Genomic DNA, 26,895 nt, shown 5'->3' with positions numbered 1-26,895 from the left:
GGTAGGTCAACTTCATCCAAGATTCTCAGATAGGAGCCCAGTGTTAGATACAGGTTCAGATCCCCGGCCATTTTCTTACCCGTTCAAATGGGAGACTGACACAGTCCTATCTGATGGAGGAACGGTAGCCATTAGGCCCATCAAATCAGGAGATGCGCCACGAATCGAGGCAATGCACTCACGGCTTTCGCCCGAGACGATCTACTTTCGGTTTTTCACGCCACTTCCCCGGCTCAGCGAAGCAATGCTTTCAAGATTTGTCAACGTTGACTATATAGATCGAATGGCCCTTGTCGCCCTATTGGGGGACGACATAATTGCGGTCGCTAGATACGATAGGCTACCTGGCCACTCCACTGCTGAAGTCGCATTTTTAGTAGACGATGCACATCAAGGTCGTGGTTTAGCAACAATCATGTTGGAGTTCTTGGTTGAAGCTGCCAAGGAAGCAGGTATCCACACCTTCATCGCAGACACGCTACCTGAAAATTCACGGATGCTTAGAGTCTTTAGGGATGCAGGTTTCAAAGATACACGATCGTTCCAAGATGGTGTAATTAGAGTTCGATTTGAGATAAACCCAACCCTACAGTCGGTCAAGCGAATGCAAGCTCGCGAGCAGAGGGCCGTTGCTCGCTCGATAGCACGAATCTTAGCTCCTCGTTCGATTGCGGTCGTAGGCGCTTCGCGCGATCCCTATTCAGTGGGCAATGTAATTTTTCGAAACATTCTAGAAAGCAGCTTCGCGGGTCCGGTCTATCCTGTCAACACCTCGACCACCTACGTCTCCTCAGTCAAGGCATACTCTTGCATCTCAGAGATCCCCGACGAAATCGATCTCGCGATAGTGGTAATTCCTGCAAGTGAAATTCGCAGTTTCATTTCAGAGGCCGCCGACAAGCAAGTTGGCGGACTGGTCATCATCTCATCTGGCTTTTCCGACACCGACGAAGAAGGAGCGCTAGCAGAACGAGAGATCATTCGCGCAGCCCGTCGAAACGGGATGCGCGTGGTGGGTCCCGCTTCTATGGGAGTCGCAAATACAGATCCAGCAGTCTCACTAAATGCCACAGTTGCACCATTTGGGATAGAACCAGGTCGTGCGGCACTGATCTCACACTCGGGTGCTCTTGGCCTCGCGATAGTCGAAGAGGCTAGGCGGCGCGGAATTGGCCTATCGAGCTTTGTATCATCGGGGAACAGAGCAGACGTATCCGGCAACGACCTACTTCACTATTGGGAGCTAGATCCCAATACCGATGTCATACTTCTATATCTAGAGACCTTTGGAAATCCACGAACTTTCGCTCGTGTCGCCCGACGAGTAGCGCGCAATAAGCCGATAATCGCGGTAAAGGCGCGGAAATACACCGCAGGTAAAACGCCTTCTGCTAGGAACCTCTCAGAAAAAACACCTTCTGAAGGGCAGGCACTTTCCCCGTCTGGAAAGATCGTAAAATCGATCTCTGTCGACATTGCCGTGGATGCTCTAATGAAATATACCGGCGTCATAAGGGTCGATTCGCTGGAGCAACTCTTTGAATTAGGCCATGGGATGGTAGCCCAACCCCTTCCTAGGGGTCGGCGCGTGGCGATCTTGTCCAATCGAGGAGGACCAGCTCCACTAGCCCAAGACGCCTGTGAAAATGGCGGATTGGTTATGGCCAAACTAACATCAACTTCAAAAGAGGCATTGAGCGCACTAATCTCCAACAAACGAATCTCAAACCCTATTGAACTCGGCCCAGAAGTTGATCCAAGTACCTATGGGAAAGTTCTAGAGGTTCTCTTGAACGATGAAAACGTTGATTCGGTTCTCGTTCTCTATGTACCAACGATCACGGGTCGAATGACCGGGAAGAGCAATCTGAGAGAGGCCAGCTTCTTCTCCAATGGCAGGGGAACAACTGAACTTCCCGCAATTACAGCGGCAAAGGGGGTTGCAGCAGCAATATCCAAGGCAGCACAACAAGAAAATAGCTCCCAGCCAAAACCAGTTCTGGCCAACTTTCTAGCACTTCCTGGAATCGAAGTCGAACTTAGGCGCCACCCAAGAGAAATACCTAGCTTCGACTTCCCGGAGATGGCGGCAACCGTACTATCTCGAATGGCCGACCACTCCGCTTGGAAGTCACAGGACGATGGAGAGGTCCCCGAATTTAATGAGGTCGACGCAGACGGAGCAGCGCTGATAATTCGAAATTCGCTAGACAAGTCGCGAGTCCAAATGGAAGACGGCCAACCAGGTGGTCCAGCAACAGCCTGGATCGTTGGTCAAGAGGGGCTGCAGTTGTTAGAAAAATACGGCATCACAGCCAAGGATCACGTTGAGGTCATAGGGTATCTAAGCTTCGAGGTTGCTACTCAATTTGAAGTTTCAATAGTCCACGATCGACTCTTTGGTCCAATCCTTTCCATGGGAGTTGCAGGCGAGCTTTCAGAATATCTAGATTCAAAGGCATATGCCACATTGCCCTTATATACCTCAGATATAGAACCCTTTATCGACTCGATTCCCGCAATAGGGCTCATCAAAGGTAGCTCAAAAAGAATGGCACACGACTTGACATCAATCTATGACCTGATCGCTCGACTCGGATCACTCATCGATGACCATTATGCAATATCAAACCTGGAAGCTACTTTGGTCTCCACCCCCACTGGTGCCTATATAAAGGATGTAGAGATTCTTGTTAACGACTGGTCACCAATGGCTAGCGCACTGACCAGATCGTTAAATTGACCGGATTGACATGTACACTTCAAAGACCCACCAAGTAGTTCGCCTAATTCATCAAAGGTCCCTAGCGCTCTCTAGATGGATTACTTGGACCGGAGAAGGACCTCTCCTTCTCTCCTCTATCTCTCTTTTTCCCCGGCCCAACTCAAGGATCCGCCATGTCAATTTCGGCATCCCCAGACCGTCTTGAAAAGATGTCTAAGGAGACTAGATCGTCGATTTGGGACTTCGGATTCAACGGTAGCAAGTTAGCTTCTGAATCAGATTAAGTCTCTGGCTTTGGGCCATAGAGATTTGTATTGACTCGTCTAATGGCTCCTTGGGCGACGAGTCATAACCCAATCGAGATCTTTAAAAGTCATTATGTAGGTGTTTGGGTTCGTCATTGACGAACCCAAACACCTACCTGAACATCTATCCCACCTGATGAATCTACGACTATAGGAAAAAATTGAAATATAACCGCCATTGGTGGGCATCAGATCGATGGAAACGACACGATATAAGCGCCAACTTGAACCAAATCCCTCTGTCGCGACGATAAGGTGCGACGGATCGCATCGCAATAGCCCCTGGGTCCTAATACAACAAAATACAGATCCGCACTAGGAGCTCTATTACCAAGATTGACTAACCCTGTGGCAAATTGCTAGGAAAATAGTCAGAATGAGCAGTAAGCAAGGCTTTAGGCTTATTCCAATGACCTTCGACCACGGGGAACTGTAACTAGTAGCTAGTAGCTAGACAAGATCAACTTAATAAGGCTATGAATTTCTATTTGCCACGCTGAAGATTAACGAAATACCACCGTCACTGTTTCTAAAAGGTCCCAGTTGACCTTGCCGCCATCAAGAAGTCTTCGAATACGTAAAGTTATAGAAGTTAGTCACAAAAAAGGCGACACGCTTTCTCACCCTAACCTAGCTGTTCATAGCTTGGTTAGGCCCTTTGGTAACATTGCAAGAGTGCCAGGCTTAGATCTCATCATCCTAGAAGGTATGAGTTCTCCCAAGGAGTACACCACCCCTAACACCTAGAGATCACAGCCAAGTTCCCTATCTGCACAAGAAGCGCTACGATGCTCGGATGTAGCGACACGGTTCGCCCATCTACCTGCCCGATCACTTAGACGAAGACGGCCTTGTAGGCATTTGATATTGAGCTATTCATGGATCAACATCGCTAAAAGACGGTTGGGGCATTGTGAATCTGCACATAGCCATCTGTGCTTAGAGCAAAAAAATGACGCTACGACCAAAAACCGGTTGGCACTTAAGCTCAACAACACTTAGGCCATTATGGTGAACTTCGCATCCACATGTTGGACATTGTTTTAGCGAATTAGAACACTCAATGTGAATATGCAAAGGCTCACCGTCATTATCTTCGAGGCCTATAACATTAATATCGTCTAGGCCAAACAAGATCTTGGCAATTGCTTTATAGCCTTTTTCCACAGGGCTCTCCAATGGAGTCTTGTTCAATCCTATTCTGACAGAACCCCTATGTCGCATCGTAAGCGATTTCATAAAAATGGAACTTCAACCTCTAGCCACAGTTAAATGCGAGTTGTCGTTAATGTGAGTTGGTTTATGCACTTAAAGCGATAGTATCGACGCAATGTTATTTAGAAATTTAGGCAATAGCGCTCTAGAGGTATCGCGGATATGTTTGGGTTGTATGGCCTTTGCGGATCCCACAAGAGGAAATCAACCATGGACCCTCGGCGAAGAGGAAGCTCGTCCAATCCTAAAGCGTGCCATTGAAGCTGGCATAAACTTCTTCGACACTGCCAACATCTATTCAGATGGCGCCAGCGAAGAGTTAACCGGTCGCCTTATCAAAGAGTTCGCCAAGCGCGAAGAGGTAGTCATCGCCACAAAGGTGGGTCGACGAATAAAAGACGGCCCAAACAATAGCGGCCTCTCTAGAAAAGCAATAATGACCGAAATAGACAAAAGTCTCAAGCGACTAGGTACCGACTATGTGGATCTCTACCAAATCCATCGAGCAGATCCAACCACCCCCATAGAAGAGACTCTCGAAGCGCTCACCGATATCGTAAAAGCGGGTAAAGCTCGGTATTTAGGAGCCTCTTCTATGTATGCGTGGGAATTCTCAAAGATGCTAAATCTAGCGGAGGCAAATGGGTGGACTAAGTTTATATCGATGCAAAACCACTACAATCTCCTTTATCGAGAGGAAGAACGGGAGATGCATCCCCTATGCGACCAGAGTGGTATTGGGGTCATTCCATGGAGTCCTCTCGGTGGAGGACGCCTTGCTCGAGGGTGGGATGAGAGCACAAGGCGGGGCCAGCTAGAGGCCATATCGGCTCGTCATAGCCGCGATGTGACCATGAAATTGTCGATGAAGTCGGAAAGATCTCACTCGAACGAGAGATCTCACGGGCGCAGGTGGCAACGGCATGGATCCTATCCAAGGAAATTATCACAGCACCAATCATTGGCGTTACATCTATGGCACAATTGGGCGAAGCGATTGACGCGACATCGATAAGCCTGACCCATACCGAGATAGAAAGACTACAGGCACCATATCTGCCACATCCGGTCGCTGGAATTTAAATCAGAATTACAACAGTTCAACGATTAGCCAAACCAAAGAGTCGATAACTTACTGATTGGATTCGATTCGACAAATGTACTTGTATTCAAGCCTATGTTGAAACATATAGCGCTATCTACAAGGAACAGACAGCACCACAACCGCACAGAAGCAATCGAGCTCCTTTGGGCACTCACCAACCCGCAGTTCTAATAGACCATGGTGAGCAAATCCACGATAACCACCAAGTAAATTGACCCTATATGACTCATGTATGGCTGGTTGGCTCATGGAATGGCTGGCTAATGTCGAATCTTCCATTTTTCGCTAAGCAATCACAAAAATCCAACCATTGGCAACATTTCTACAGAGAATTCACAAAATGCGCCAGTAGTGATTCCAAAGGTGACCAAAATCGCATCTTGGACTGGTCCAAAGAAGGGATCAATTGATTTTAAAAGACTCCAAATTGAGTTAAAGAAAACTTTCTCAGATGGGATTTCACTGGCCATCTCGGGTTCGCCATCTAATCGTAGACGTTAAATAAAAGTCCATCTCATGCCAGCCAAAAAGCTAGCCTGAGATGGACAAATATCTAAAACCTACCCGCCTTTAATTAAGTTAGGCGCGGTGGTTGATAGCTACATATTTTAGGTCTAGGTACTCTTCGATTCCTTCGAAGCCACCCTCGCGACCAAAACCTGAACTCTTTACGCCACCAAATGGCGCGCCGGCGTTGGATACCATTCCCTGATTGAGGCCAACCATTCCAGTTTGAAGGGACTCCGAGACACGTAATGCACGAGAGACGTTAGATGTAAAGATGTAAGCAACGAGCCCATATTCAGTTGAATTAGCTAAACGAACGGCCTCTTCCTCGTTAGCAAAGGTAACTATTGGTGCCACTGGACCAAAGATTTCATTAGTAGAGATAGCTGCGTTTGAAGGTACGTCTACAAGAACTGTAGGCTTGTAAAAGTATCCATCTCCCGCAACAGCCTCACCACCCGTCAAAACCTTAGCTCCTAGAGCAATAGCGTCTCCTACTAGTCTCTGAACTTTAGCAATGGCATCGAGATCGATAAGAGGACCAACGTTACTGTCCGCCTCGGTCCCTCGTCCAAGCTTGAGAGCACCCATGCGACTAGCAAGCTTCTGCGCGAATTCGTCGGCGACCGACGCGGCCACTAAAAACCTATTCGCCGAGGTGCACGCCTCGCCCATATTGCGCATCTTGGCAATCATCGCCTGATCCACCGCAAGGTCGATATTTGCATCGTCAAAGACGATAAATGGTGCATTCCCGCCTAGCTCCATTGAGACTCGCAAGAGCTTGTTGGCGCTTCGCCCAGCCAACATCCGACCTACATCAGTTGAACCGGTAAAGGACAACTTACGCAGTCTTGGATCTTCTAACAAGACGTCGGTAACCGCGGCTGGATCGCTCGTGGGAATCACATTCAAGACGCCACTGGGTAGTCCTGCCTCGACCATGATCGACATGAGAGCAAGAGAACAAAGCGGCGTTTGCTCAGCCGGCTTTAGAATAACAGTACACCCCGCCGCGAGAGCTGGGCCGATCTTCCTGGTTCCCATAGCAAGGGGAAAATTCCAAGGGGTGATCATATAGGCCACGCCCACCGGTTGCTTGAGCGTCAATACTCGCGAATTACCATCTGGCGCAACGTAATAGCGTCCGTCGATACGGACTGCCTCCTCTGAAAACCAACGAAAGAAGTCGGCAGCATATGCAACCTCACCTCTGGCTTCAGGAAGGGGCTTTCCCATCTCAAGAGTCATCAAAAGAGCCAACTCTTCTTGTTTCTGCATGATCAGTTCATAGGCTCGGCGTATTATCTCAGCCCGATAGCGAGGAGCCGTCTGTGACCATTCGCCAAAGGCGGAATGCGCAGCATCTAAGGCTGATAGAGCGTCGCTAGGTGTGGCGTCAGCAACCTTGGCAATCGTCGCTCCCGTTGCAGGATCTTCAACGTCAAAAGTAGCATTTCCTTTAGCTTCGATCCATTCGCCACCAATATAGAGCCGCTTCTCTATAGATGCAAGTACTTTACTTTCCTCATCACGCATGTAAAACGTCCTCTTTCACAAAATTCATATGCTCTAAAGTTACCCCAATAAGGTACCCAAAAACAAGACCTTATCAACAACAGGTCGGAGTTTTCGGTTGTAGGAAAACACAACAAAACCCTAAATAGTTAGAGGAAGTCTAACTATTGGCACCAAGTCCAAAACAATCTAGAACTAAAATAAAAGACCTCTCGACTCCTAGGGGTAATTAAGAGGTGATATCCTTTGTCGAGAATCTCGCCCACGCTATCGAAAACGCAAGAGCCATCCACCCTAGCTGCTCCAAGAAGTCCTTATAGATCCCGCTAAAGATGACTGGGTTCCTAAACAGATCCGTCCCCGCACCCCAATAGTTGGGAAGCATTATAGGAGCAAAGTGAATCAGCTGCGGAATCGTATTGAGGATCTCGACAATTACAACAAATCCAAACGAGATTGCAGATGCACCAATTGCGGAGTCAGTAAGAGTAGACGCCATAACTCCAATGGCAACGACCGAAAAAACTGAGATACCCTCAAAAAACCCCAATCCAAGCACTCGGATAATCCCTTGACTAAGAGGAATCTGCGAACCAGAGAGGGTTGTTACGGCTCCTATTGGGAACAATAGTGCACCCACTATCAGACCAATTACAACCATAAAGAGGCTCGCCAATAGTGCGTACGTCAAAATTGCCGAAGACTTGATAATAAGGATGCGAGAACGACGAATTGGAGAGATGAGAAGATACCTAAGCGTCCCAGATGCCGCTTCGCTAGCAAAAGCTTCACCAGCAACTATTGAGATTATCAGGGGTATGATCACAAACTGCGAGGTGGTAATTGCGGTAATCGAGAGAAATACGCCGTTATGGGTGATTTGATCGATAAATGGATTCGGTCCATTTCCACCATTGCCGACACCAAAGGTAGCAACGACTAGCCCTAAAATAATTGGAATTGCGGCCAATACGATAAAGCTTATTAACGTACGTCGACGGAATAATATAAAGCGAAGTTCTTCAATAAACATCAGAAGTTACCCCCGTCAGGTGCACAAATGCCTCTTCGAGGGTTGATTTATCCTCGGCGATTCTAAATAGACCATAGTTTTCTTGAACTAAATCTTTCACGATCTGTTCGATTGGGATTTCACCGCGCGAAACCGAAAAGAGGCCCCCACTCACATCTTGAAATTCGAAGGAGTATTTTGCCAAGAGCAGAGCCTTTGCCTCTTCTACCTCCCGAACTCCAATTACCAACTTCGTAGGAAGTTGGCTCTGCAGCTCGCTCAATTCGCCCTGAAATAACAATTCTCCGTGTTGAATCACTCCAACGTGGCTACAGAGCTGCTCTATCTCAGAGAGAATGTGTGAGGAGATAAAGACAGTAGTTCCCGAGCTTGAGAGTTCCATAATCAGATCACGCATCTCGACGATGCCTTGAGGATCCATCCCATTTGTAGGTTCATCTAAGATCAGTAGTCGTCTAGGAAATAAAAGCGCATTTGCAAGTGCCAGGCGCTGTTTCATGCCTAGGCTCAGCGCCTTGGAGCGCCGTTGAGCCACCTTGGACAAGCCGACTCGATCTAAAGCAGCTGCGATATCAGTCTCAAGGGCAGCCAGCTCTGGAGAAGCTTTTGCTGCGGCTTTACGGATTGCTTTAGAGTTGTTCGCCATGCGCTCTAAGTATCTACTCGGCGATAACGACGGATATAGACCGGGTCCTTCTACCACTGCTCCTAGATGAGGAAGGACTTGATCTAAGTATTTTGGCATCGACCTCCCCAAAACCTTCATCTCTCCTGAAGTAGGGAAGATCAAACCAAGAAGCATTCGAATCGTAGTTGTCTTGCCAGATCCATTTGGCCCCAAAAATCCATAAATTGAACCCTCGGGCACGACAAGATCTAATGAATTAACCACCTTACGCCCACCATACTCTTTGGTAAGGGCTGTGGTTTGAATCAAATATTCCAAAAGAAAACCTAACTGAACAAAGCGCTACCCCTATCAAGGAAGAGGTAGCGCATTACAAACGTCCGTATTTACAAATCAGAAAGCCAAAATTTCAAATGATAAAGTTCTGATTCCTTATCGATTCAAGTAAAAATGACAAATATCGCATTGAAATCTCATTAGGTAAGGTTCAAAGTCGAACAGAACCCTCAAAAATTCATAAGCTCAACTATCTAGACATGCGCCATGCTTTAGCCTAGGTCGTTCAACAGCACCGAACCTGGCACTGCTCCAAAGGCTACCGTTCCATTTTGAGAGATGAACGCAGAGCCAAAGTTCAACGTGATCAGATATCCGCTACCCAACGAAGTCGTCTTAGGAACCCCTATTGCCTTTAGCATTGCCAAGGCTTTAGATGTTGAAGTACCAGTGGACGAAGCTGAGCCAGCGGGCCCACTCAAAACAACTACCTCAGAAAAGCCACTGCCGATAACCCTATGGGTTAGAGAAGGCGCTTTAGTACCAGGAGCTGTTGAAGAGATCATCGGGGGATGTGTCATACTTGTACCACCAAGAACTGTCGTCTTAAGAGTCGTGCCCGGTGCTGGCGAATAACTAAAGACGGAACTTGCCGGCTTTTGATAAGAAAGCGACTGATACGCCAAAGAAAAGACCGTCGAAGAAGAGGACGAATCGATATAGACACCCAAGGTATCCCCGGTAGTGGCATCGATTGAGAATCTTACATCTTTTATCAACGAATTTGGATCATTGCTATGAACGGTCAAAGTGTAGGTAGCTTGACCTGCAACGTATGACGAACTATCTACCGAAGTGGTGGATCCTGCAGGCAAAGAAGCGAGAATTTTGGAGGCAATAGCTGCTGGAGTGACCACATTTGATTTGGCAAGAGCCGAAGTTGGAGAGGTCGGTTGGCTTTGTCCGCTAACGATCTTGGTCGCACTATTGTTGGTCGAGTTGTAGAGCCATGTCACGCCATTAGTCGAATATAGATCCGACTCTCCAGTTGCATTTGGGATTTGAACCCTCAAGCTTCCAGTTCCATTAACCCAGTAGTTCGCCGACACCGAGGAGGTGAGCGCTTGGGTCAAAAGCGTGGTAAGTGGATTCGAAGACGCCTTGCCACCTAAAGCTGATATCGCTTGGGAAGGGATCCCGCTATTGCCAGTCTCAATTATCGAGCCCGAATAGATAGGTGCCTTTGCACTTAGTGCCTTGGTGATCAAGGCTGATGCGCTAATCGGAGAAAGGTTGGGTACAGATGCAGAGACTACACCGGGATAAAAACCAGCTACTGCTACTACTCCGACTCCCAAAACTGAAGGTATAGCCAGACGAGAGATGTAACGCCGTCGATTTCGATCTCGAAAGGAGCTATTGGCCTTTGAGCCATCATTTGTAGTATTGCCGGTATTCAAATTCATCTTGAAACCATCCATTTCGTCTCTTGTATATCGTTTAACGCAAAATCACTGTTTTATATTCATTTTATTACATCAGAAATATTAACTTTGGCTGAATGTTTGATGACTCTCAGTTCATAGAGCCCAGCTTGACCTACCTCACAGAATAGACAACTACCGCTCCAATGACCAACCTTTCCTTGTCAACCAATTTAAGCTTCTAGATGGCGGGGAGCATGACCGAAACGACGATCCTATGATTGAAAATTAGAAATGCTGGATTAGGGATTGCAAGCCTTCAAGTGGTCTCGCCAAGTAACTACAGAAAACACTCAATTTCACCAAAGATTAGACCAAACAAGACAACATGCAATGCGCCATGTTTTCAAAGTAAACTTGGACTTGATCTGGGAAAATCCACAACCAAAGTCATCAAATTCGAGAATAGGTACACGCGAGATCTCGATGTTCTAGATCAAGTGACCCGCATCTTCCAGGTCCGTCCCGTCTTTCAGGGCCAACTAACCAAATGGTCGCAGCCTTACGTGATCTCTCATAGGCACAGAGTGATTCGTTATAGCGAAAAAACACCAGCCTTGGGGCGATCACACAGAGTGCTCAAGGCGAAATAAAGCAGTACCTCATCTTCTAGCGTCGTCATCTAATCGGCACTTAATCTAATCGGCACTTACCAAACGCCTAACTAACTAGTTTGTACTAACCATGTCGTAATTACCCAGAATCTACCCGGCAGCAGGACTGGTTCCAGGCAATGGCAAGATTTGGCATCCAGATCCACAATCTCCAGATCGATACTCTATTGCGCAAGCTAACCTTGGATTCAAGACTTCCTAATCACCATTCAAAGGTCTTCAGATTCAAAAGTTCACAAGAGCCGGTTCGCTGACACTATCAGGACAAATTGATTGTTAGAGAAAGCAAATGAAAAGATCGATCTCGCATTTGATAGATTCAAGATATCGAATAAGGCCAACAGGCCCATCTGCCTCAACATCCGATCAGCGATCATAAATCACACCAATACTCTTGCGCCTTTGCAACCACCGTGACCCGATGGGTTGCCCTACCCAAGTCGACACACCGAGAAGATTCATGCGTCGTCTAGTTGGCCAATTGGCACTCTAGATCTCTAGCTACTTGAGGCTACGCTCAAATTGATGAGCTGGATAGCAAAAGATAAGCAAGGTCGAGACGCCAGCAATACAACTTGGGAGCCACTCTCGCGCAGATAATGAGAATGTACTCTCGTCCTAATAGGCAAATATGATCATCCGCCTATAGCCCAGCTGAACTAAATTGCCTAAATCTCTAAGACGCCTAAGAGAAAAACAACCAACAATGGACTCTCTGGCACTTGCATAATGGCCAACTTTATGGCATAATTGAAAGTTCTAGGTTTTATGCCAGCTGAAGTAGCCGCAACAGATTCGGAGAGTGCATCGGTTCAATCGTTAGATAAATAGTATCGTTTACGAAATTAGTCGCTAATAAAGTTTGTTCCATAAAACAGGTGAAACTAAGGATACGGTGGTCGCGCATCTGCTACTTTAGGTCAACCAGATTGTCCAAACAGTTAAAGGCGGCACTTCGATTATGACGAACTCATTTGTAGAACTTAGTTTCATTCCAATGAAAGTGCGGCCAAATTTTGGCAAAATCTACGAGACGTCAAGCAAAGGCGATAAAACGTCGAAGTGAAGTTTGGCGCAAAGTTTGTGTACGTGACATAGCTACATTAAGATAGAATGTAGCGTTCAAAATTTATTAAGGCATTTAAAATTATGACGAAGACGACAGTGACGACACGCAAGAAAGTTGAGAAGGAAAAAGTAGACCCGGCATTAAAGGCTCCTCGCAAGAGGCGATCGAAAAATGACGCAGCGACGGTTGATGCGATATTAAATATCTCAGGTTTAGGCGCAGATGCAGTACGTCTTTTCCTAGATGACTTAGCACGTCACCCTCTACCCTCTCCAGCAGAACAAGTGGAACTAGCTAAGCGCGTACGTGCCGGAGATGAGACGGCTAAGTCTGAGATGGTGGCCGCAAACCTTCGCCTAGTAGTCCACTGGGCACGCCGATATCAAGATCGCGGAGTCGAACTCTCAGACCTAATTCAAGAAGGCACCTTCGGACTGATTCGTGCTGTCGAAAAATTTGACTGGAGAAGAGGCTTCAAATTCTCTACCTATGCCACCTGGTGGGTTAGGCAATCCCTGCAGCGTGCAGTTCATAACCACGGCCAAGCCATTCGCCTTCCAATGGAGGCCGCAGAGAGATCACGTCGAGTTGATAATGTAACTCGAGAGCTGCAAAATGAGAACCAACGTAATCCAACGGAGTTAGAGATAGCAAAGAGTGCGAATCTTTCACCTGCCCAATTGGCAGATGTGAGGCATGCAGCTAGAGTTGTAGCCTCTCTTGATCAAGCAGTTGGCCCCGAAGGAGAGACAAGCCTCGGCGACCTGGTAATCGGTAGCGAAAACACGTTTGAGGATGAGGTAGACGAAGCGCTCACGCGCGATCAACTTCGAAAGGCACTCGAAGAGCTAGATCCCCTAGAGCGTGCCGTAGTTATTCTGCGATTCGGCCTTGATGGCAACAGACCTGCTTCATTAGAAGCGACTGCCAAACATCTTGGAATTGGACCTCGACGAGCGCGTCGTCTCGAAGCCGCGGCTTTAGATCGACTCGCTGAGCATCCCGGCCTCAAAGCTCCAGCTGCTTAAGATAATCAGACAAAAAATTCTAAAACACCACTACCGATGGCATTCTACTTAGTTGCGGAGTCTCATTAGCAGTGGTGTTTTATTTTATGGATCCATACTTTATTGATCTCTGCTTTATCTAGCTTTACCGGCGAAAATTGCGCCAATTCACCAATTGCAAAAATCATCTGGGACAAAATTCAAAGGTCGCTACAATGCCAGATGAAACAGTCAACCCCACGGGTCCTTCAAAGATCCCAGGCCGACGAGCTAGCCGAGGCGTTAGCCATAGATGATGGCGTAGATCGAGGTGACAAAAGTACTACCTAAACTCAAGAATAATAGAGTAATTAAGGTCCGATTATCCCCGACAAAGATGATCTGAGATCTCCAAGGTCAATGCTCCCCGCCAAAAAAGGATTAGTCCAACTTAGATCTATTACCGATGGCTGTGGCTGATCAAATTAGCGCAATCGAGCCATATAATCGGATGAATGCCAGTTCGAAACGACAAGATCCAGATCAATGTGAAATCAACATCTATGGACGCAGAACTTTTTAGCGATCCTTCATGGGACCCCTCGATCAAGCGCCCTGGAGTGGTTCTAATCCATGAGATCTTTGGACTAAACGAAGATATCCGAAGGATTGCGGGAGAGATCGTCGCTGAGGGATACGTCGTACTTGCGGTAGATCTCTTTTCAAACCAGACTAAGGCCATATGCATGGCTCGGATCTTCTCTAAAATGCTGACAAGCTCGACAGACCATTTCGCCATCGACCAATTGAAGCAAGCCTTGACCGACCTAGCCAAGCTTGAATATGTAGATGAAGCCCGCCTTGGCGCGGTTGGCTTTTGCCTTGGTGGATCCTTGGCGCTGGCATGGTCCACATCAGACAACAGACTTAGGGCGATAGCCCCGTTCTACAGCTTCAATCCAAGGCCAAAAGAGGCGCTTAGCCGCGCTTGTCCGATAGTAGGATCCTTCCCCGCTTCAGATGTAACTGCCAAGTCTGGGCGTGCACTGGAGGCGACTTTGGCGCAATATGAAATTGCACACGATATCAAGATCTATCAAGGGGCCAAACACTCCTTTTTCAACTCGCCATCCTCCAAGAACTACAACGCACAAGCTACTGAGGATTCTTGGTCACGGCTACTGGTCTTCTTCGCCCAACACTTAGCTTCTAAAACAAACGAGTAATTGAGACGAAGGCGCACTAGGCTTCCACCAGTCCACAACTTTTAGACGGTCCCGACAACTTGTTGCGGTCCTTGATTTATTTTAGGTGATACCCCTTGGGCTGCCCAAGCGATGGTGAAATTCGAAGATGCTCAAATTCAGTCGCCCTGAAGAAGGCGAGCTGTAGCAACGGGCCACTTTGTAGATCTCTCATATCCGATAAAACAATTTAACCATTGTGCAACGAGGCTTTAACTATTTAAAGATAGATTCATCTCCAGATAGTTAGGTTCTTAAAAAACTATATAAAGGGCAACCCAACCATGAAAAAACCAAAAGTCATACGGACAATTACACTCTCACTCTCACTCGGTGCTTTGATTGGCGCAATCGACTCTCCGCTAAACATCTCTAAGGTCTCTACCCCGGTTTCATATTCAACGCCTGGAATGGTCGGCTTTGGAGCCGTGCCTTCGGCGCCAATGCCCCAAATCACGCCAACCTCGGTCGTAATTGGAGCAGCGACAACCCATAGCGGCGCTGGAGATTGGTACGCAACTGCAAATGGACAGGTAATTACGACCGGCGATGCCAATAGTTACGGCGATCTCTCACAGACCGCTTTGAATTCGCCTATAATCGCATTTGTGCCAACTCCAGATCAGAGAGGTTACTGGATGGCGGCCTCAGATGGAGCAGTCTATGCCTTTGGGGATGCCAAGAACTACGGCGATCTCTCACAGACCAAACTAAATGGACCAATAGTCGCCATGCTTTCGACACCGTCAGGCGGAGGATACTGGCTAGTAGCAACCGATGGAGGGGTCTTTACCTTTGGTGATGCCCGCTTTTATGGCTCCATGGGAGGGCAACATCTAAATGCTGCCGTAGTAGGAGCCGGCGCGACTCCATCAGGACTCGGTTACTGGCTTGCTGCAAGCGATGGGGGGGTCTTTACCTTTGGGGATGCTCCATTTTATGGCTCCATGGGCGGACAGAGTCTAAATGCTCAGGTTATGGCTATGGCCCCTACCTCTGATGGCAAAGGCTATTGGTTGGTGGCCAACGATGGAGGGGTCTTTACCTTTGGGGATGCCCGCTTTTATGGCTCACTTGGATCAGCTCTACCTAATACACCAATCAGTTCGATCATTCCTTCTCCAAACAATCTCGGCTACTGGCTACTGTCACCTGACTCCTTCAAATACAGCTTTTCCATCATCGCAAATGAAAGAACCTTCAGTAACTCTTCCGCAATCGTGGCAGCAGCTCAATCTCAAGTAGGACCAGTCACTAGTGGAGGATTTTGCAACCCTTATGGACCTTGTGAAGAGTGGTGCGCCTTATTTAGCTCCTGGGTCTGGAATCGAGGTGGCGTACCCAGCGTGTCAGATGGCTTTACTGGCGACCTCTATAATTGGGCTGCCACCCACACGAATGTTATTAGCGGCACCTCCACGCCAGCCGCTGGAGACATAGCATTCTACGGAACAAGTCCAGCCAATACCGCAACGTCGGTCCACGCTGGCGTTGTTGTCCAAGTATGGCCCGATGGATCTATTATTACCGTAGAAGGCGACTCAGGGCCAGGCCCGGATGGATACCTTGGAGTCACGATCAATGGTCCATTTCAAGCTGGTCGTTCCACAGAGGTGGATGGCGACCCTATCTATGGCTATGGCGAGCCCCAATAACCTCAGACATAAGACTATAAAGAGTTGAAAGACGCATCAAAGGGTCGCAGATGACCGGTTAGTGCATTTGCCATCCTCCACTGAATCTCAGCCACGGATATATATATATATATATATATATCAAAAAAACCAACTGTCAACGGCCATTTGGAATGGATGAATATGAACACGAAAAATACATATCGGATGACCGCCTAGCGTGACGGCCCACTCTCGGTTCCCCTGGACCCTAGAGTGGGCACGCAAAATCCCTCTGGCTATCACTTCTTGAGAAAAAAGAAGAATGAAAGCCATTATCTCGCGCCATTATGGATTTACACACGGTCCTAATGCCGAGGCTGGGCCCCAAATAAAAGATAACAAAGAATCCATGGAAATCATTGAAGCTTTGGTTGGTTTTGGATATAAAACTAAACCTTCGCAAGTTCGTTGGGGTTTTCCCAATGACCGCCCGAGAAGTTTTCAGGGCAATCTGGCCGAGCATCGTAAATGTTGCTTTATCCATCTTGGCACTTGAGAAGGACAGCTGATCACGATGGTCTCCCGTAAAGCAAGAATCTGGCCCTCACCGGCTAATGGCGATACTTTTAACGCAAAAGATAACAGTATCGTTTACTTCTGACACCTTCAGTGTTATACAACTTCTTGACTAGAAAGTTGGCATACTGTGTTACAATCCTAGAAATCCGTGTTCATAACTTCAAATTTAGGGTTCAAGAAGTTCTGCACGTTTCATTCAATTCTTGCAAACACCCAAAAGTTGTTATCACAGGAACAACAGATCGGTTTTAGGGTCTTGCTGACCCACATTAGTGTTAGGAGCGTCATTTTTACTCATTATAGATCTGAGTCAGCTAACTTTTTTAATTGATAACTCTCGGTTAGACCATATATGAATCGACTAAAACCGTTACATTCACATGATACCCTAGAATCGGCTGAAAAAAAGACTGAAATATAGTAGAAATGGCGAAAGCAGTAGAGGTAGCCAGGTAGCCAGGTGCATATTAGAAAAGCAAGGCGAAATGCCCGCACTTCCTTTGGTATCCGCATTTTTTAAGACACCAAAGAAAGTTAATCAGACGAAAAATCAGTTGGTCCGAATATTTCGGCGAGGTAGTCCAAAAATTATGGAATCAACGTTCAAAGATAACAGAAAAGTCATCCAAGGGCCCAAAAAAAACGAGCGACTTAAATGCCATTCTCCCCTATGGCAAGGGTGGGAAGAGACCAATATCTAGACCTCTACGAGTCCCCTTGGTCAATGCAATAAACTTAAGTAGCAACTGGAACCCTCTAGAATCTACTTTACAAGTCACAAAAAGCCGACTAATATGGTCAACAATATATATTGTAAGTCATGACCTCAAATTACAAGGGCTTTGAAACCCGCCAAATTCATGCTGGAGCAACGTCAGATCCAACAACAGGAGCACGTGCCGTTCCGATCTATCAGACCACGTCTTATGAATTTAGAGACTCCGATCACGCCGCTGCGCTCTTTGGACTGACAGAAGTCGGCAATATCTACACGCGAATCATGAACCCAACGCAGGCAGTTATGGAGGAGCGCATAGCCAGCCTCGAAGGTGGCGTAGCCGCATTAGCAACCTCTTCGGGACAAGCAGCTGAAACCTTGGCTATCTTGAACTTGGCCGGTGCTAACGACCACATAGTAGCCTCATCGTCACTATATGGTGGCACCTACTCCCTGTTTCGTTACACCTTCGAAAAGCTAGGCATCTCGGTAAGCTTTGTATCCAATCCTGACGATCTCAAGGAGTGGGAAGCTCTAATTCAGCCAAACACCAAAGCACTCTATGGCGAAATGATCGGCAACCCACGCGGTGATGTCCTTGACGTCCCTGGAATAGCCGGCGTAGCACATCGGAATTCTTTGCCACTGATCGTCGACAACACACTTGCCTCACCATACCTAGCCCGTCCACTAGAGCATGGAGCCGACATCGTAGTTCACTCGGCAACTAAATTCATTGGCGGCCACGGCACCTCTGTCGCTGGCGTCATCGTCGATGGCGGAACATTCAACTTCGGTGAGAGCCCACGTCACCCTGGATTTTCCGAGCCAGACCCATCCTATCATGGCCTCAAATTCTGGGAGGCACTAGGTCCAGGCGCCTATGCAGCTAAAGCTCGCCTCCAAGGCCTTCGAGACCTCGGGGCAGCTATCTCTCCATTCAATGCATTTCTAATCATCCAAGGCCTTGAGACCCTTTCGCTGCGAATGGAACGACATGTTCAAAATGCACAGGCAGTTGCAGAGTTCCTAGAGTCGCGATCAGAGGTAGGCTGGGTCAACTATCCAGGCCTAAAGTCCTCAAAGTGGAACGCACGAGCAAGCCAACTTCTACCTCGTGGGGCAGGAGCAGTCCTAAGCTTTGGGATAGAAGGCGGCCTAAAAGCCGGAAAGACATTCGTAGACTCGCTTGAACTTCACACAAACCTTGCTAACGTAGGAGATGTGCGTTCACTCGTTATACATCCGGCATCGACAACACATTCGCAACTAACTCCCCAGGAACAACTGGCCTCGGGCGTAAGTGAGGATCTGATTCGTATCTCAGTCGGACTAGAGAGTATTGACGATATCATCGCCGACCTTGAAGCCGGATTCCGGGCTGCAAAGTAGAAGTGGCTGACCATGGCGAACCGACCGAGCTGCACGGTCTCATAAGCAGGCAAATTCATTTACCTGAATCTGATCCCGGTCACAAGCGGTTCGCCACCCTATTTTCTGACACTCCCCTCCACCTCGAATACGGAGGGGAGCTCAGGGGTACTATTGTCGCCTATGAGACATGGGGAGAGCTAAAGGCTGACAAGTCAAATGCGATTCTTGTTTTACATGCCTTAACTGGTGACTCTCATGCCGTAGGAAATGCGGGTCCAGGTCACCCTACACCGGGTTGGTGGGATGGCCAGATAGGACCAGGCATGGCTATTGATACCAACCGCTACTACGTGGTCTGCCCAAATGTTCTTGGCGGATGCCAAGGAACTACTGGCCCATCCTCAATCGATTCTTCCTCCATGTTGCCCTTTGGCTCACGCTTTCCCAAAATTACAATTCGTGACCAAGCAAGGCTCGAAATAGAACTCTCACGTTACCTTGGAATTGAGAGATGGCAGGCGGTCATCGGGGGCTCCATGGGAGGGATGAGGGCACTTGAACACGCCGTCTTAGAGCCCGATTCAACTGAAAGATTGATAGTACTAGCTACAACCGCATCGGCATCCGCCGAGCAGATTGCCCTTTGCTCAATCCAAATCGAAGCTATCGAATTAGACTCTAACTTTCATGGCGGCGACTATTACAGCGTGGGTGACGGCCAAGGACCAACCGCAGGGATGATGATCGCTAGAAAATTGGCGATGTTGAGTTATCGAAGCGATTTAGAATTTGGCGATCGGTTTGGTCGCACATTGGTAAAAGGCAAGGAACCTCTAGACCCACGTGCATTTGAGGTTGAAAGCTACCTCCATTACCACGGTGAGAAGCTCAATCGACGCTTCGACCCAAATACCTATATAGCCCTGTCACGAGCTATGAACAGCCACGATCTTGGACGTGATCGTGGGGGTGTAGACCGAGCATTGGGTCAAATCAAAGCCCGGACTTTCGTGGCTGGCATCGAATCGGATCGCCTCTATCCCCTCTATCAACAAAAAGAGATTGCCAGCTCCATAAGGGCAACCGAATCATTTGTCGGTATCGAATCATCCTATGGACACGATGGTTTTCTGATTGAAGAGAGCGCAGTCGCCACTTTCATAAACAAGGCGCTGGCCTAGTTCAATCCATCCTGGCCTAGTTCAATCTTTTAGGAAGATCCCCCTGGATAGTTTTTAGAAATGACAAATCTCATCTCGATTCGCCCATAACTCAATCTCTAATGAAAATCCAGAGTCGACCACACACCCATCTTCAACCAGTGAGGCCTTCGAACGCTCCAGAGTTGGAGCCATTTTGGTCTAGCGTTTCCAAAAAAGGCGCGCTCGACTCTTAGAAAGATCGTTACTAGCTGCATCGCTAATAGTTGTATGGTTATTAGACATAGAGCTACTGGGCCAAAGCCTAACTAGCAAAACCAACCGGGCAAAGCTCCATGGTAGATCCTTAGGTCGATCTAGAAGTGCTCTGGGAGTAAATAGAACACGCTCACCTTAACCACTAAGGAGTGCCATTGAGGAAGATCCCTCAATTGAAATAGTCGATTGTCCCTTCGACAATGGTCATTTGACTGATCAGTTCCTGCAAATCGAGAGGTGCTGGAGCACTAAATCGAACTTCCTCATTAGTTCGAGGATGCAAAAAACTCAGTTCGTAGGCGTGTAAAAAGACTCGAGGGCCAAAGTCGTACTTTGATCCATAGACCACATCCCCCACGATCGGAAATCCATGAGAAGATAGGTGAACCCGAATCTGATGGGTCCGCCCAGTCTCCAGCGAACAGTCCACCAAAGAGTAGATCTCATCACCTAGGCTTAGGATGGCCAAACGGCTATAGTGAGTCCGTGCCCACTTACCTTGGGCACTAACAGACATGATTCCGAAACCACGAGTTGACTTTCCAATTGGCCCTTCCAAAAGTGCACTCGGAGGTAGTATTACTCCGTGTACCAGGGCCAGATAACGGCGTTCAACGCTGTGGTTGCTGAGTTGACCAACGAGCAGGTCATAGGCTAAAGCCGAACGAGCCACCACCATCAACCCTGTTGTGGGACGATCAAGGCGATGCACAATTCCTGGCCGCAAAGGAGAACCTATACCAACAATCTCTGGATATCTAAATAACAATCCAGAGGCGAGAGTCCCTGAGGGATTTCCAACTCCAGGATGGACAACTAAGTTAGCAGGCTTATCGATAACTATGATGTCCTCATCTGCATAGATCACATCGAAGTCAACGCTCCCATCAGCCTCAATAGGGATATCCTCGACGCCCTCTAGTAATGTGGCTGGAAAGGTAATTACGTTGGCGCTAGAAAGCTTTGTAGAGCGAGACGTTGCCAACTTGCCGTCGATTCCAACTTGACCGTTGTCAATAGTTGAACCCGCGAGCGCCCTTGAGCAACCCGTAAGGGTCGACAACGCCCGATCAAGCCTCAGTCCTACACACGACTCCGGCACATCATAAGATACCAAGGTGTCGTCGTCACTAGGTTCATCGATTCGGATCACATTGCTCAAATTTACCTGCAGTCTTCTAGTCCGAACTTCTTTCTACTTCGAACAAAAAAGTTGAAGCAGAAACAGTACCTATAAGCCTAGCGACCTTAACGATTTGATGACGATGATACCTGTCGCTGACGAGAACCAACCATAATAACAATCAGTCCCACCACTACACCCATATCAGCCAGGTTGAATGTCTGCCAAAATCCTGAATGGATAAAGTCAATTACCGCGCCCCCATTGTGACGAAAGAGGCGATCCACCACATTGCCCAAGGCACCCCCCAAGACGAGGCCAATTCCTAGGGCAATCGTCCTACGTGAAGTACGCCATAGGGCGAAGATTAAGCCTGCTGATACGATAAGGCCAAAGATAGTGATGATTGCCGAAGAGCCCGAGGCGATGCCAAAAGCAAACCCAGAGTTATAGATCAACTCGAAGCCAACATGTCCAAATAAGAAACGAGGATGACCCATTAAATTACTCTGAGCCCAGGTCTTTGATATCTGATCTAGAACTATCCAGATTCCCGCGACAAGCAATCCAAGAAATCGGAGCCTCAAAAGTCGAGCCGTCAATAATCTTCCTTTACAAAAAGTCAAAGGGTCTATCTGAGTCTACAAGGCAGGAAGATAAAACCCGCCTCTTCATCTTTAGGTAGGCACCTACCAAAAGATGATAGCTAGGATCAACGCCTTATTATCGATCCACTCTTGCAGTGAACACAAAGTCGCGCATACGGCAGAGCCCTTAGACGAATTCTCGGAATCTCACTATGGCAGTTCGCACACTTACCATAGGCGGCCTTAGCAATCTTTTCAATCGCCTCGTCAATCTCAGAGACCGTTGCCATATGCGAGGCAAGCAATGCTAGATCGCGCTCGCGCTCCATAGTCGAATTGCCACCTTCACCAGACTCTTCATCGAATTGAACGTCGCCGGGCTCGGACTCTCTTGCTAAGGTTGCAGCCTCTTCTTTGAACATCTCAGCCTGTGTGAGATAGACCGACTTCTCTGCCTCAAGGAGAATTACTTGAGCTGCCATGAAATCTTCGTGGCTCAAAGAATCATACTCGTCGTCGCTAAGAGCATCGATCTCTTCTTTGGTCAATGTTGCCATCACAGCCTCCTGATTGCCTTTGACATCTCCTCGGTCGTCCATTATTGAATCGGCCGATATGGCGTTACTTTTTATACCTGCGGGTCGTTTATTCATTGGTGAAACTACCTTAGCAACATTCTTTTTTTCTGTCATCAACCTTCAAATCTTGTAAACCTAAGATCACATTCGCCGTTAGAGATCAAACGACGAGCCTTTCAAACTTATGCCCGTATACAGATTGAGTCAATTTTTCGAGATCGACTCATAATCGACTGACACAATATCTGCAAACTTCCAATTGGCTGCTAAATCGACGATGGCAAAACAAAGAAATCATGCGAATTAGCCTCGGGATGCTGGAGTTAACCATCCACCTTCAAACCATTACGAAGACAAAATACCTTATCACTTTTCTAGTGCTCTAATGTTTTCGAAGATTATACACTATCCGAGAATTACCTAGGCCCTGTAGCTCACCGCCAGCTTGTATCCCAATCGCATTGCTCTAGACGGATTCGATTGCCACTAAAACCGCCTAATTTGGTTAAATGGCCTTTAATCACCCAAACGAGAACAACGATAAAACGCAATATCCAAAGTTGACCCCTGGATTACGTCTTCCACAAATTGAAGAATCGATTCTCGACTTCTGGAAGATAGACGACACATTTAAAGCGTCGATAGAAAATCGTCGCCAAGGTGACAAAGAGTTCGTCTTTTATGACGGCCCCCCATTCGCCAATGGCCTCCCACATTACGGCCATCTATTGACCGGATTCGTAAAAGATGCTGTCCCACGATATCAGACGATGAAAGGGTTTCGAGTCGAGAGGCGCTTCGGATGGGACTGCCACGGTCTGCCCGCAGAGATGGCGACAGAAAAAGAGCTGGGAGTCACCGGACGAAATGAAGTCATCAACTTTGGAATAGACAAGTTCAATGACCATTGTCGAGGTCTAGTTCAGCGCACTACTGACGAGTGGCATCGATACGTCAGTAGGCAAGCACGATGGGTCGATTTCGTAAACGACTACAAGACGATGGATATCGACTTTATGGAATCGGTGATTTGGGCATTCGCAAAACTTCATCGCCAAGGACTGATATATGAAGGCAGAAGAGTTCTGCCTTACTGCTGGGAGTGTGAAACCCCTCTATCCAACTTTGAAACTCGACAGGACGACTCCTATCGACCCAGAGTCGATCCTTCGGTTACTGTTGGTTTTCGCCTCATAGAGGATGCAAATGAGACCAATCCCCTTCTTGGTGGAGAGATCGAGATTTGGGCGTGGACGACGACGCCCTGGACCCTGCCGTCCAATCTTGGAATAGCACTGGGCTCTGAGATCTCCTACAGCGTCTTTGACCACCCCCTAAGGGGTCGTAAGGTCCTTCTGGCAGCCGCTTGCGCTTCAAACTATGCCCAAGAGCTTGAAGGAGCAACCTACCTAGGTGAAGTTCTGGGCCGTGAAGTCGAAGGGCGCAGATTCAAGCCGATCTTTGACTACTTTAGCGATGCTCCCAATGCATTCTTAGTAATGGTCGGAGACTTTGTAGCCACAGAAGAAGGTACTGGCGCAGTCCAAATGGCTCCTGGCTTTGGCGAGGATGACCAGAAGTTGTGTGAGAGTTACGGAATCGAAGTCGTCTGCCCAGTCGACTCAAGAGCTCGATTCATAGATCCGGTCGTGGACTATGTAGGACTTCAGGTCTTTGAAGCAAACCCAGAGATCGTAAAATACCTAACCGAACACCAATTCTTGATCTCCCTTTTGAACTATGAACACTCCTACCCGCACTGCTGGCGTACCGATACCCCACTTATATACAAGGCTGAAAGCTCATGGTTCGTAAGCGTTTCAGCTATCAAAGATCGCCTGCTCGCCAAAAATCAAATGATCAACTGGACGCCAAGCCACATAAAAGATGGATCGTTCGGGAAGTGGCTCGAAGGATCGCGAGACTGGACGCTCACGCGAAATCGATTCTGGGGTGCTCCGATTCCAATCTGGAAGAGCGACAACCCCCAATACCCCCGTGTCGACGTCTATGGCTCATTGGATGAACTTGAGGCAGACTTTGGAGTTAGGCCCAAGGATCTTCATAGGCCCTATATAGATGAGCTTACGCGACCAAACCCAGACGATCCCAGCGGACAATCCAAAATGGTCCGAGTTACTGACGTTCTAGATTGTTGGTTTGAATCTGGGTCAATGCCATATGCGCAATTGCACTATCCCTTTGAAAATCGCGAAAACTTCGAAGAACACTTCCCTGCTGACTTTATTGTGGAATACATTGGCCAAACTAGGGGCTGGTTCTACACCCTCCATGTCCTTGGCGTTGCCCTTTTTGATCGACCGCCATTTAAAAACTGTATGGCCCACGGCATCCTATTGGGACAAGATGGACGAAAGCTCTCAAAGAGATTGGGCAACTACCCCGACCCATGGGAAGTCTTCGAAGAAATTGGCGCCGATGCCATGCGTTGGTTCCTTCTGTCGTCACCGGTTCTAAGGGGACAAGACGCTATTGTCGATCGCGAATCGATAGTTGACGCTCTAAAGCGAGTCATAAACCCAATCTGGAACGCTTATTACTTCCTAAGCCTCTATGGCAACGCAGATGGAATCAAAGGTACCCTAGATTCCTCGTCCACGAATCTAATCGATAGATATATCCTCGCAAAGACGTCGGCATTGATTGAGTCCACTACCAATGCTCTCGATGAATACGACCTATACGGTGCTGCAACTGGGATAGAAGACTACCTAGAGGCTCTTACGAACTGGTATATCCGTCGCTCAAGAGATCGGTTCTGGCGCGAGACTCCTAAAAAGGTCACCGACGACCAAGATAAGTTAGATGCATACAATACCCTCCACACCGCCTTGGTCTACCTATGCAAAATAGTGGCGCCAATGCTTCCTATGGTCTCGGAATATGTCTATAAAGGTCTCACAGATGAGAGAAGTGTTCACCTAGTTGACTGGCCCACAACACAAGGACTACCCTTAGATAACGACCTAGTTTCGCAGATGGATCTAGTGCGTGAAGCCTGTTCGCAGGCCCACTCGATTAGAAAAGCACGAGGGCTCAGGGCCCGCCTCCCTCTAGCCAGCCTGACGATAGCCACTAAAGGCGCCCTTAGTCTGACACCATTTATCGACCTAATCGCCTCAGAGACCAACGTAAAAGAGGTGATACTCCTCGAAGATACGTCCGTCCTAGCTAAAGAGACCCTTGCGATAGTACCCCGCAAGCTAGGACCTCGCCTTGGTGGAGCAACTCAAACGGTAATTGACGCGGCAAAAACAAACAACTGGATAAAAACACCGGAGGGAATGGTCACAGCTGGTGGCTATGAGCTTCTAGAAGGCGAATTCCAACTCACAGTGGATGTGATCTCAAAAGAGGCGTCTCGGCCCCTCTTTGAACAGACCGGGGTAGTGGTACTTGACATTGAGCCCGGAGAAGAATTGATCGCTGAAGGTGTAGCCCGAGACTTCGTTCGCCAGGTTCAAAATCTTCGAAAAGAAGCTGATCTAAACATAACAGACCGCATTAATATTACGGTATCCGTAAGGGAAGATGCTAACTTAATTGGAGCACTAAGAAAGTGGATCGACTACATCCTTACTCAAACCTTAGCAGACTCGCTCTCTATGGATGAAGCAAGTACATCCAGCGAAAACTGGACAATTGAGGTAGAAAAGGCCTAGCCCAGGAAAAACCTGACCAGGAGTTGTAGCAAATTAACTGCTTACAAAGAACCATGATTGTCGACCATATTCAATTGCCGTGGTAAAGGCATTAATTACAGATAGCTATTGCTTACAGCTACCAGTACAACTATCTATGAGGGCGATTTAGAATAATAATTCGCCCTCATAGATCTTTTTACTTCGCACATAATAGATAGCACTGAGCACACAACTATCTGGTTATAGTAGCCGCAATAAGATGAAATCCCTAGTCGGGTAGGCATGCTAGCCGATGAATCCATTGACAATACGACCGGAAGTTCTATCGCTACCTAGTGCTAAATATAGCCAAATCGAATATCTCAAGATCCGATGAATTCGACCAAATAGCTAGATCGCCCTTATAAGACGTCATCAACAATCCTCGTAAGGGCGATCTTAAAAGGACCAATATTCGATATATCTCCACTTATTGGAATCAACATTACAAGTTTTTAGCAGCTTCTAAGAATGCAACTCCAGCTCAAA

14 protein-coding genes and 1 pseudogene are annotated in these 26,895 nt (G+C 47.6%); 8 read left to right on the top strand and 7 right to left on the bottom strand.

The annotated features are described in order from the left end of the window. Positions 1 to 40 precede the first annotated feature (40 nt). On the top strand, positions 41 to 2,743 hold the full coding sequence (locus AXFE_RS00590; RefSeq protein ID WP_052603957.1) for a bifunctional acetate--CoA ligase family protein/GNAT family N-acetyltransferase: 2,703 nt from the start codon (positions 41 to 43) through the stop codon (positions 2,741 to 2,743). A 1,617-nt stretch (positions 2,744 to 4,360) separates the two neighbouring features. Further along, positions 4,361 to 5,328, top strand: a pseudogene (locus AXFE_RS21190) (aldo/keto reductase). Between the two features lie 601 nt (positions 5,329 to 5,929). Here the strand turns inward: AXFE_RS21190 and AXFE_RS00575 are convergent. From AXFE_RS00575 to AXFE_RS00560, 4 genes are all read right to left on the bottom strand, one after another. Then, complete coding sequence (locus AXFE_RS00575; protein ID WP_052603955.1) at positions 5,930 to 7,396, bottom strand: NAD-dependent succinate-semialdehyde dehydrogenase; 1,467 nt, start codon at positions 7,394 to 7,396, stop codon at positions 5,930 to 5,932. A gap of 208 nt (positions 7,397 to 7,604) precedes the next feature. Beyond that, positions 7,605 to 8,408 carry an ABC transporter permease gene (locus tag AXFE_RS00570; protein ID WP_052603954.1) on the bottom strand — a complete coding sequence of 268 codons (804 nt, stop codon included), beginning with the start codon at positions 8,406 to 8,408 and terminating at the stop codon, positions 7,605 to 7,607. After that, positions 8,398 to 9,354 carry an ABC transporter ATP-binding protein gene (locus AXFE_RS00565; protein WP_052603953.1) on the bottom strand — a complete coding sequence of 319 codons (957 nt, stop codon included), beginning with the start codon at positions 9,352 to 9,354 and terminating at the stop codon, positions 8,398 to 8,400. Before AXFE_RS00565 ends, AXFE_RS00570 begins: the two co-directional genes overlap by 11 nt. Before the next feature lie 230 nt (positions 9,355 to 9,584). Continuing rightward, a complete protein-coding gene (locus tag AXFE_RS00560) occupies positions 9,585 to 10,778 on the bottom strand; it encodes a hypothetical protein (protein WP_152625762.1) in 1,194 nt (397 codons plus the stop codon). Between the two features lie 1,781 nt (positions 10,779 to 12,559). Between AXFE_RS00560 and AXFE_RS00550 the strand changes: the two genes are divergently transcribed. The 5 genes from AXFE_RS00550 to metX all read left to right on the top strand — a co-directional run bounded on the left by AXFE_RS00550 (position 12,560) and on the right by metX (position 20,177). After that, positions 12,560 to 13,507 (top strand): sigma-70 family RNA polymerase sigma factor, encoded by a 948-nt coding sequence (locus tag AXFE_RS00550; protein WP_052603950.1) that lies wholly within the window; start codon positions 12,560 to 12,562, stop codon positions 13,505 to 13,507. A gap of 521 nt (positions 13,508 to 14,028) precedes the next feature. After that, the gene (locus AXFE_RS00540; protein WP_152625770.1) at positions 14,029 to 14,691 is read left to right on the top strand and encodes a dienelactone hydrolase family protein; all 663 of its coding nucleotides are present in this window, start codon (positions 14,029 to 14,031) and stop codon (positions 14,689 to 14,691) included. 302 nt (positions 14,692 to 14,993) lie between these two features. Beyond that, positions 14,994 to 16,364 carry a CHAP domain-containing protein gene (locus tag AXFE_RS00535; RefSeq protein WP_052603947.1) on the top strand — a complete coding sequence of 457 codons (1,371 nt, stop codon included), beginning with the start codon at positions 14,994 to 14,996 and terminating at the stop codon, positions 16,362 to 16,364. Positions 16,365 to 17,724: 1,360 nt separating this feature from the next. Next, on the top strand, positions 17,725 to 19,014 hold the full coding sequence (locus tag AXFE_RS00520) for a bifunctional o-acetylhomoserine/o-acetylserine sulfhydrylase (protein WP_052603944.1): 1,290 nt from the start codon (positions 17,725 to 17,727) through the stop codon (positions 19,012 to 19,014). 29 nt (positions 19,015 to 19,043) lie between these two features. Beyond that, positions 19,044 to 20,177, top strand: coding sequence for a homoserine O-acetyltransferase MetX (gene metX, locus AXFE_RS00515; protein ID WP_052603987.1), 1,134 nt, complete (start codon positions 19,044 to 19,046; stop codon positions 20,175 to 20,177). Between the two features lie 406 nt (positions 20,178 to 20,583). Here metX and AXFE_RS00510 read toward each other — a convergent pair whose 3' ends face one another. From AXFE_RS00510 to AXFE_RS00500, 3 genes are all read right to left on the bottom strand, one after another. Continuing rightward, positions 20,584 to 21,567, bottom strand: a complete 984-nt coding sequence (locus AXFE_RS00510; RefSeq protein WP_235347493.1) for an RluA family pseudouridine synthase — start codon at positions 21,565 to 21,567, stop codon at positions 20,584 to 20,586. Positions 21,568 to 21,662: 95 nt separating this feature from the next. Next, a complete protein-coding gene (locus AXFE_RS00505) occupies positions 21,663 to 22,139 on the bottom strand; it encodes a signal peptidase II (RefSeq protein ID WP_052603942.1) in 477 nt (158 codons plus the stop codon). Between the two features lie 110 nt (positions 22,140 to 22,249). Next, positions 22,250 to 22,816 (bottom strand): TraR/DksA family transcriptional regulator, encoded by a 567-nt coding sequence (locus AXFE_RS00500; protein WP_052603941.1) that lies wholly within the window; start codon positions 22,814 to 22,816, stop codon positions 22,250 to 22,252. Between the two features lie 395 nt (positions 22,817 to 23,211). Between AXFE_RS00500 and ileS the strand changes: the two genes are divergently transcribed. Then, positions 23,212 to 26,385, top strand: coding sequence for an isoleucine--tRNA ligase (gene ileS / locus AXFE_RS00495; RefSeq protein WP_052603940.1), 3,174 nt, complete (start codon positions 23,212 to 23,214; stop codon positions 26,383 to 26,385). Positions 26,386 to 26,895 lie beyond the last annotated feature (510 nt).

It is taken from the genome of Acidithrix ferrooxidans, assembly GCF_000949295.1.
In the GTDB taxonomy this organism is placed as follows: domain Bacteria; phylum Actinomycetota; class Acidimicrobiia; order Acidimicrobiales; family Acidimicrobiaceae; genus Acidithrix; species Acidithrix ferrooxidans.
Note: the sequence above shows the minus strand (reverse complement) of the source record. Positions and strands in the feature narration are given on the sequence as shown.

Excerpts from the sequence above, each read along its gene's own strand:
- AXFE_RS00575 (WP_052603955.1), bottom strand. The coding sequence starts at position 7,396 with ATGCGTGATGAGGAAAGTAAAGTACTTGCATCTATAGAGAAGCGGCTC.
- AXFE_RS00570 (WP_052603954.1), bottom strand. The coding sequence starts at position 8,408 with ATGTTTATTGAAGAACTTCGCTTTATATTATTCCGTCGACGTACGTTA.
- AXFE_RS00560 (WP_152625762.1), bottom strand. The coding sequence starts at position 10,778 with ATGAATTTGAATACCGGCAATACTACAAATGATGGCTCAAAGGCCAAT.
- AXFE_RS00550 (WP_052603950.1), top strand. The coding sequence starts at position 12,560 with ATGACGAAGACGACAGTGACGACACGCAAGAAAGTTGAGAAGGAAAAA.
- AXFE_RS00540 (WP_152625770.1), top strand. The coding sequence starts at position 14,029 with ATGGACGCAGAACTTTTTAGCGATCCTTCATGGGACCCCTCGATCAAG.
- AXFE_RS00535 (WP_052603947.1), top strand. The coding sequence starts at position 14,994 with ATGAAAAAACCAAAAGTCATACGGACAATTACACTCTCACTCTCACTC.
- AXFE_RS00520 (WP_052603944.1), top strand. The coding sequence starts at position 17,725 with ATGACCTCAAATTACAAGGGCTTTGAAACCCGCCAAATTCATGCTGGA.
- AXFE_RS00500 (WP_052603941.1), bottom strand. The coding sequence starts at position 22,816 with ATGACAGAAAAAAAGAATGTTGCTAAGGTAGTTTCACCAATGAATAAA.
- ileS (WP_052603940.1), top strand. The coding sequence starts at position 23,212 with ATGGCCTTTAATCACCCAAACGAGAACAACGATAAAACGCAATATCCA.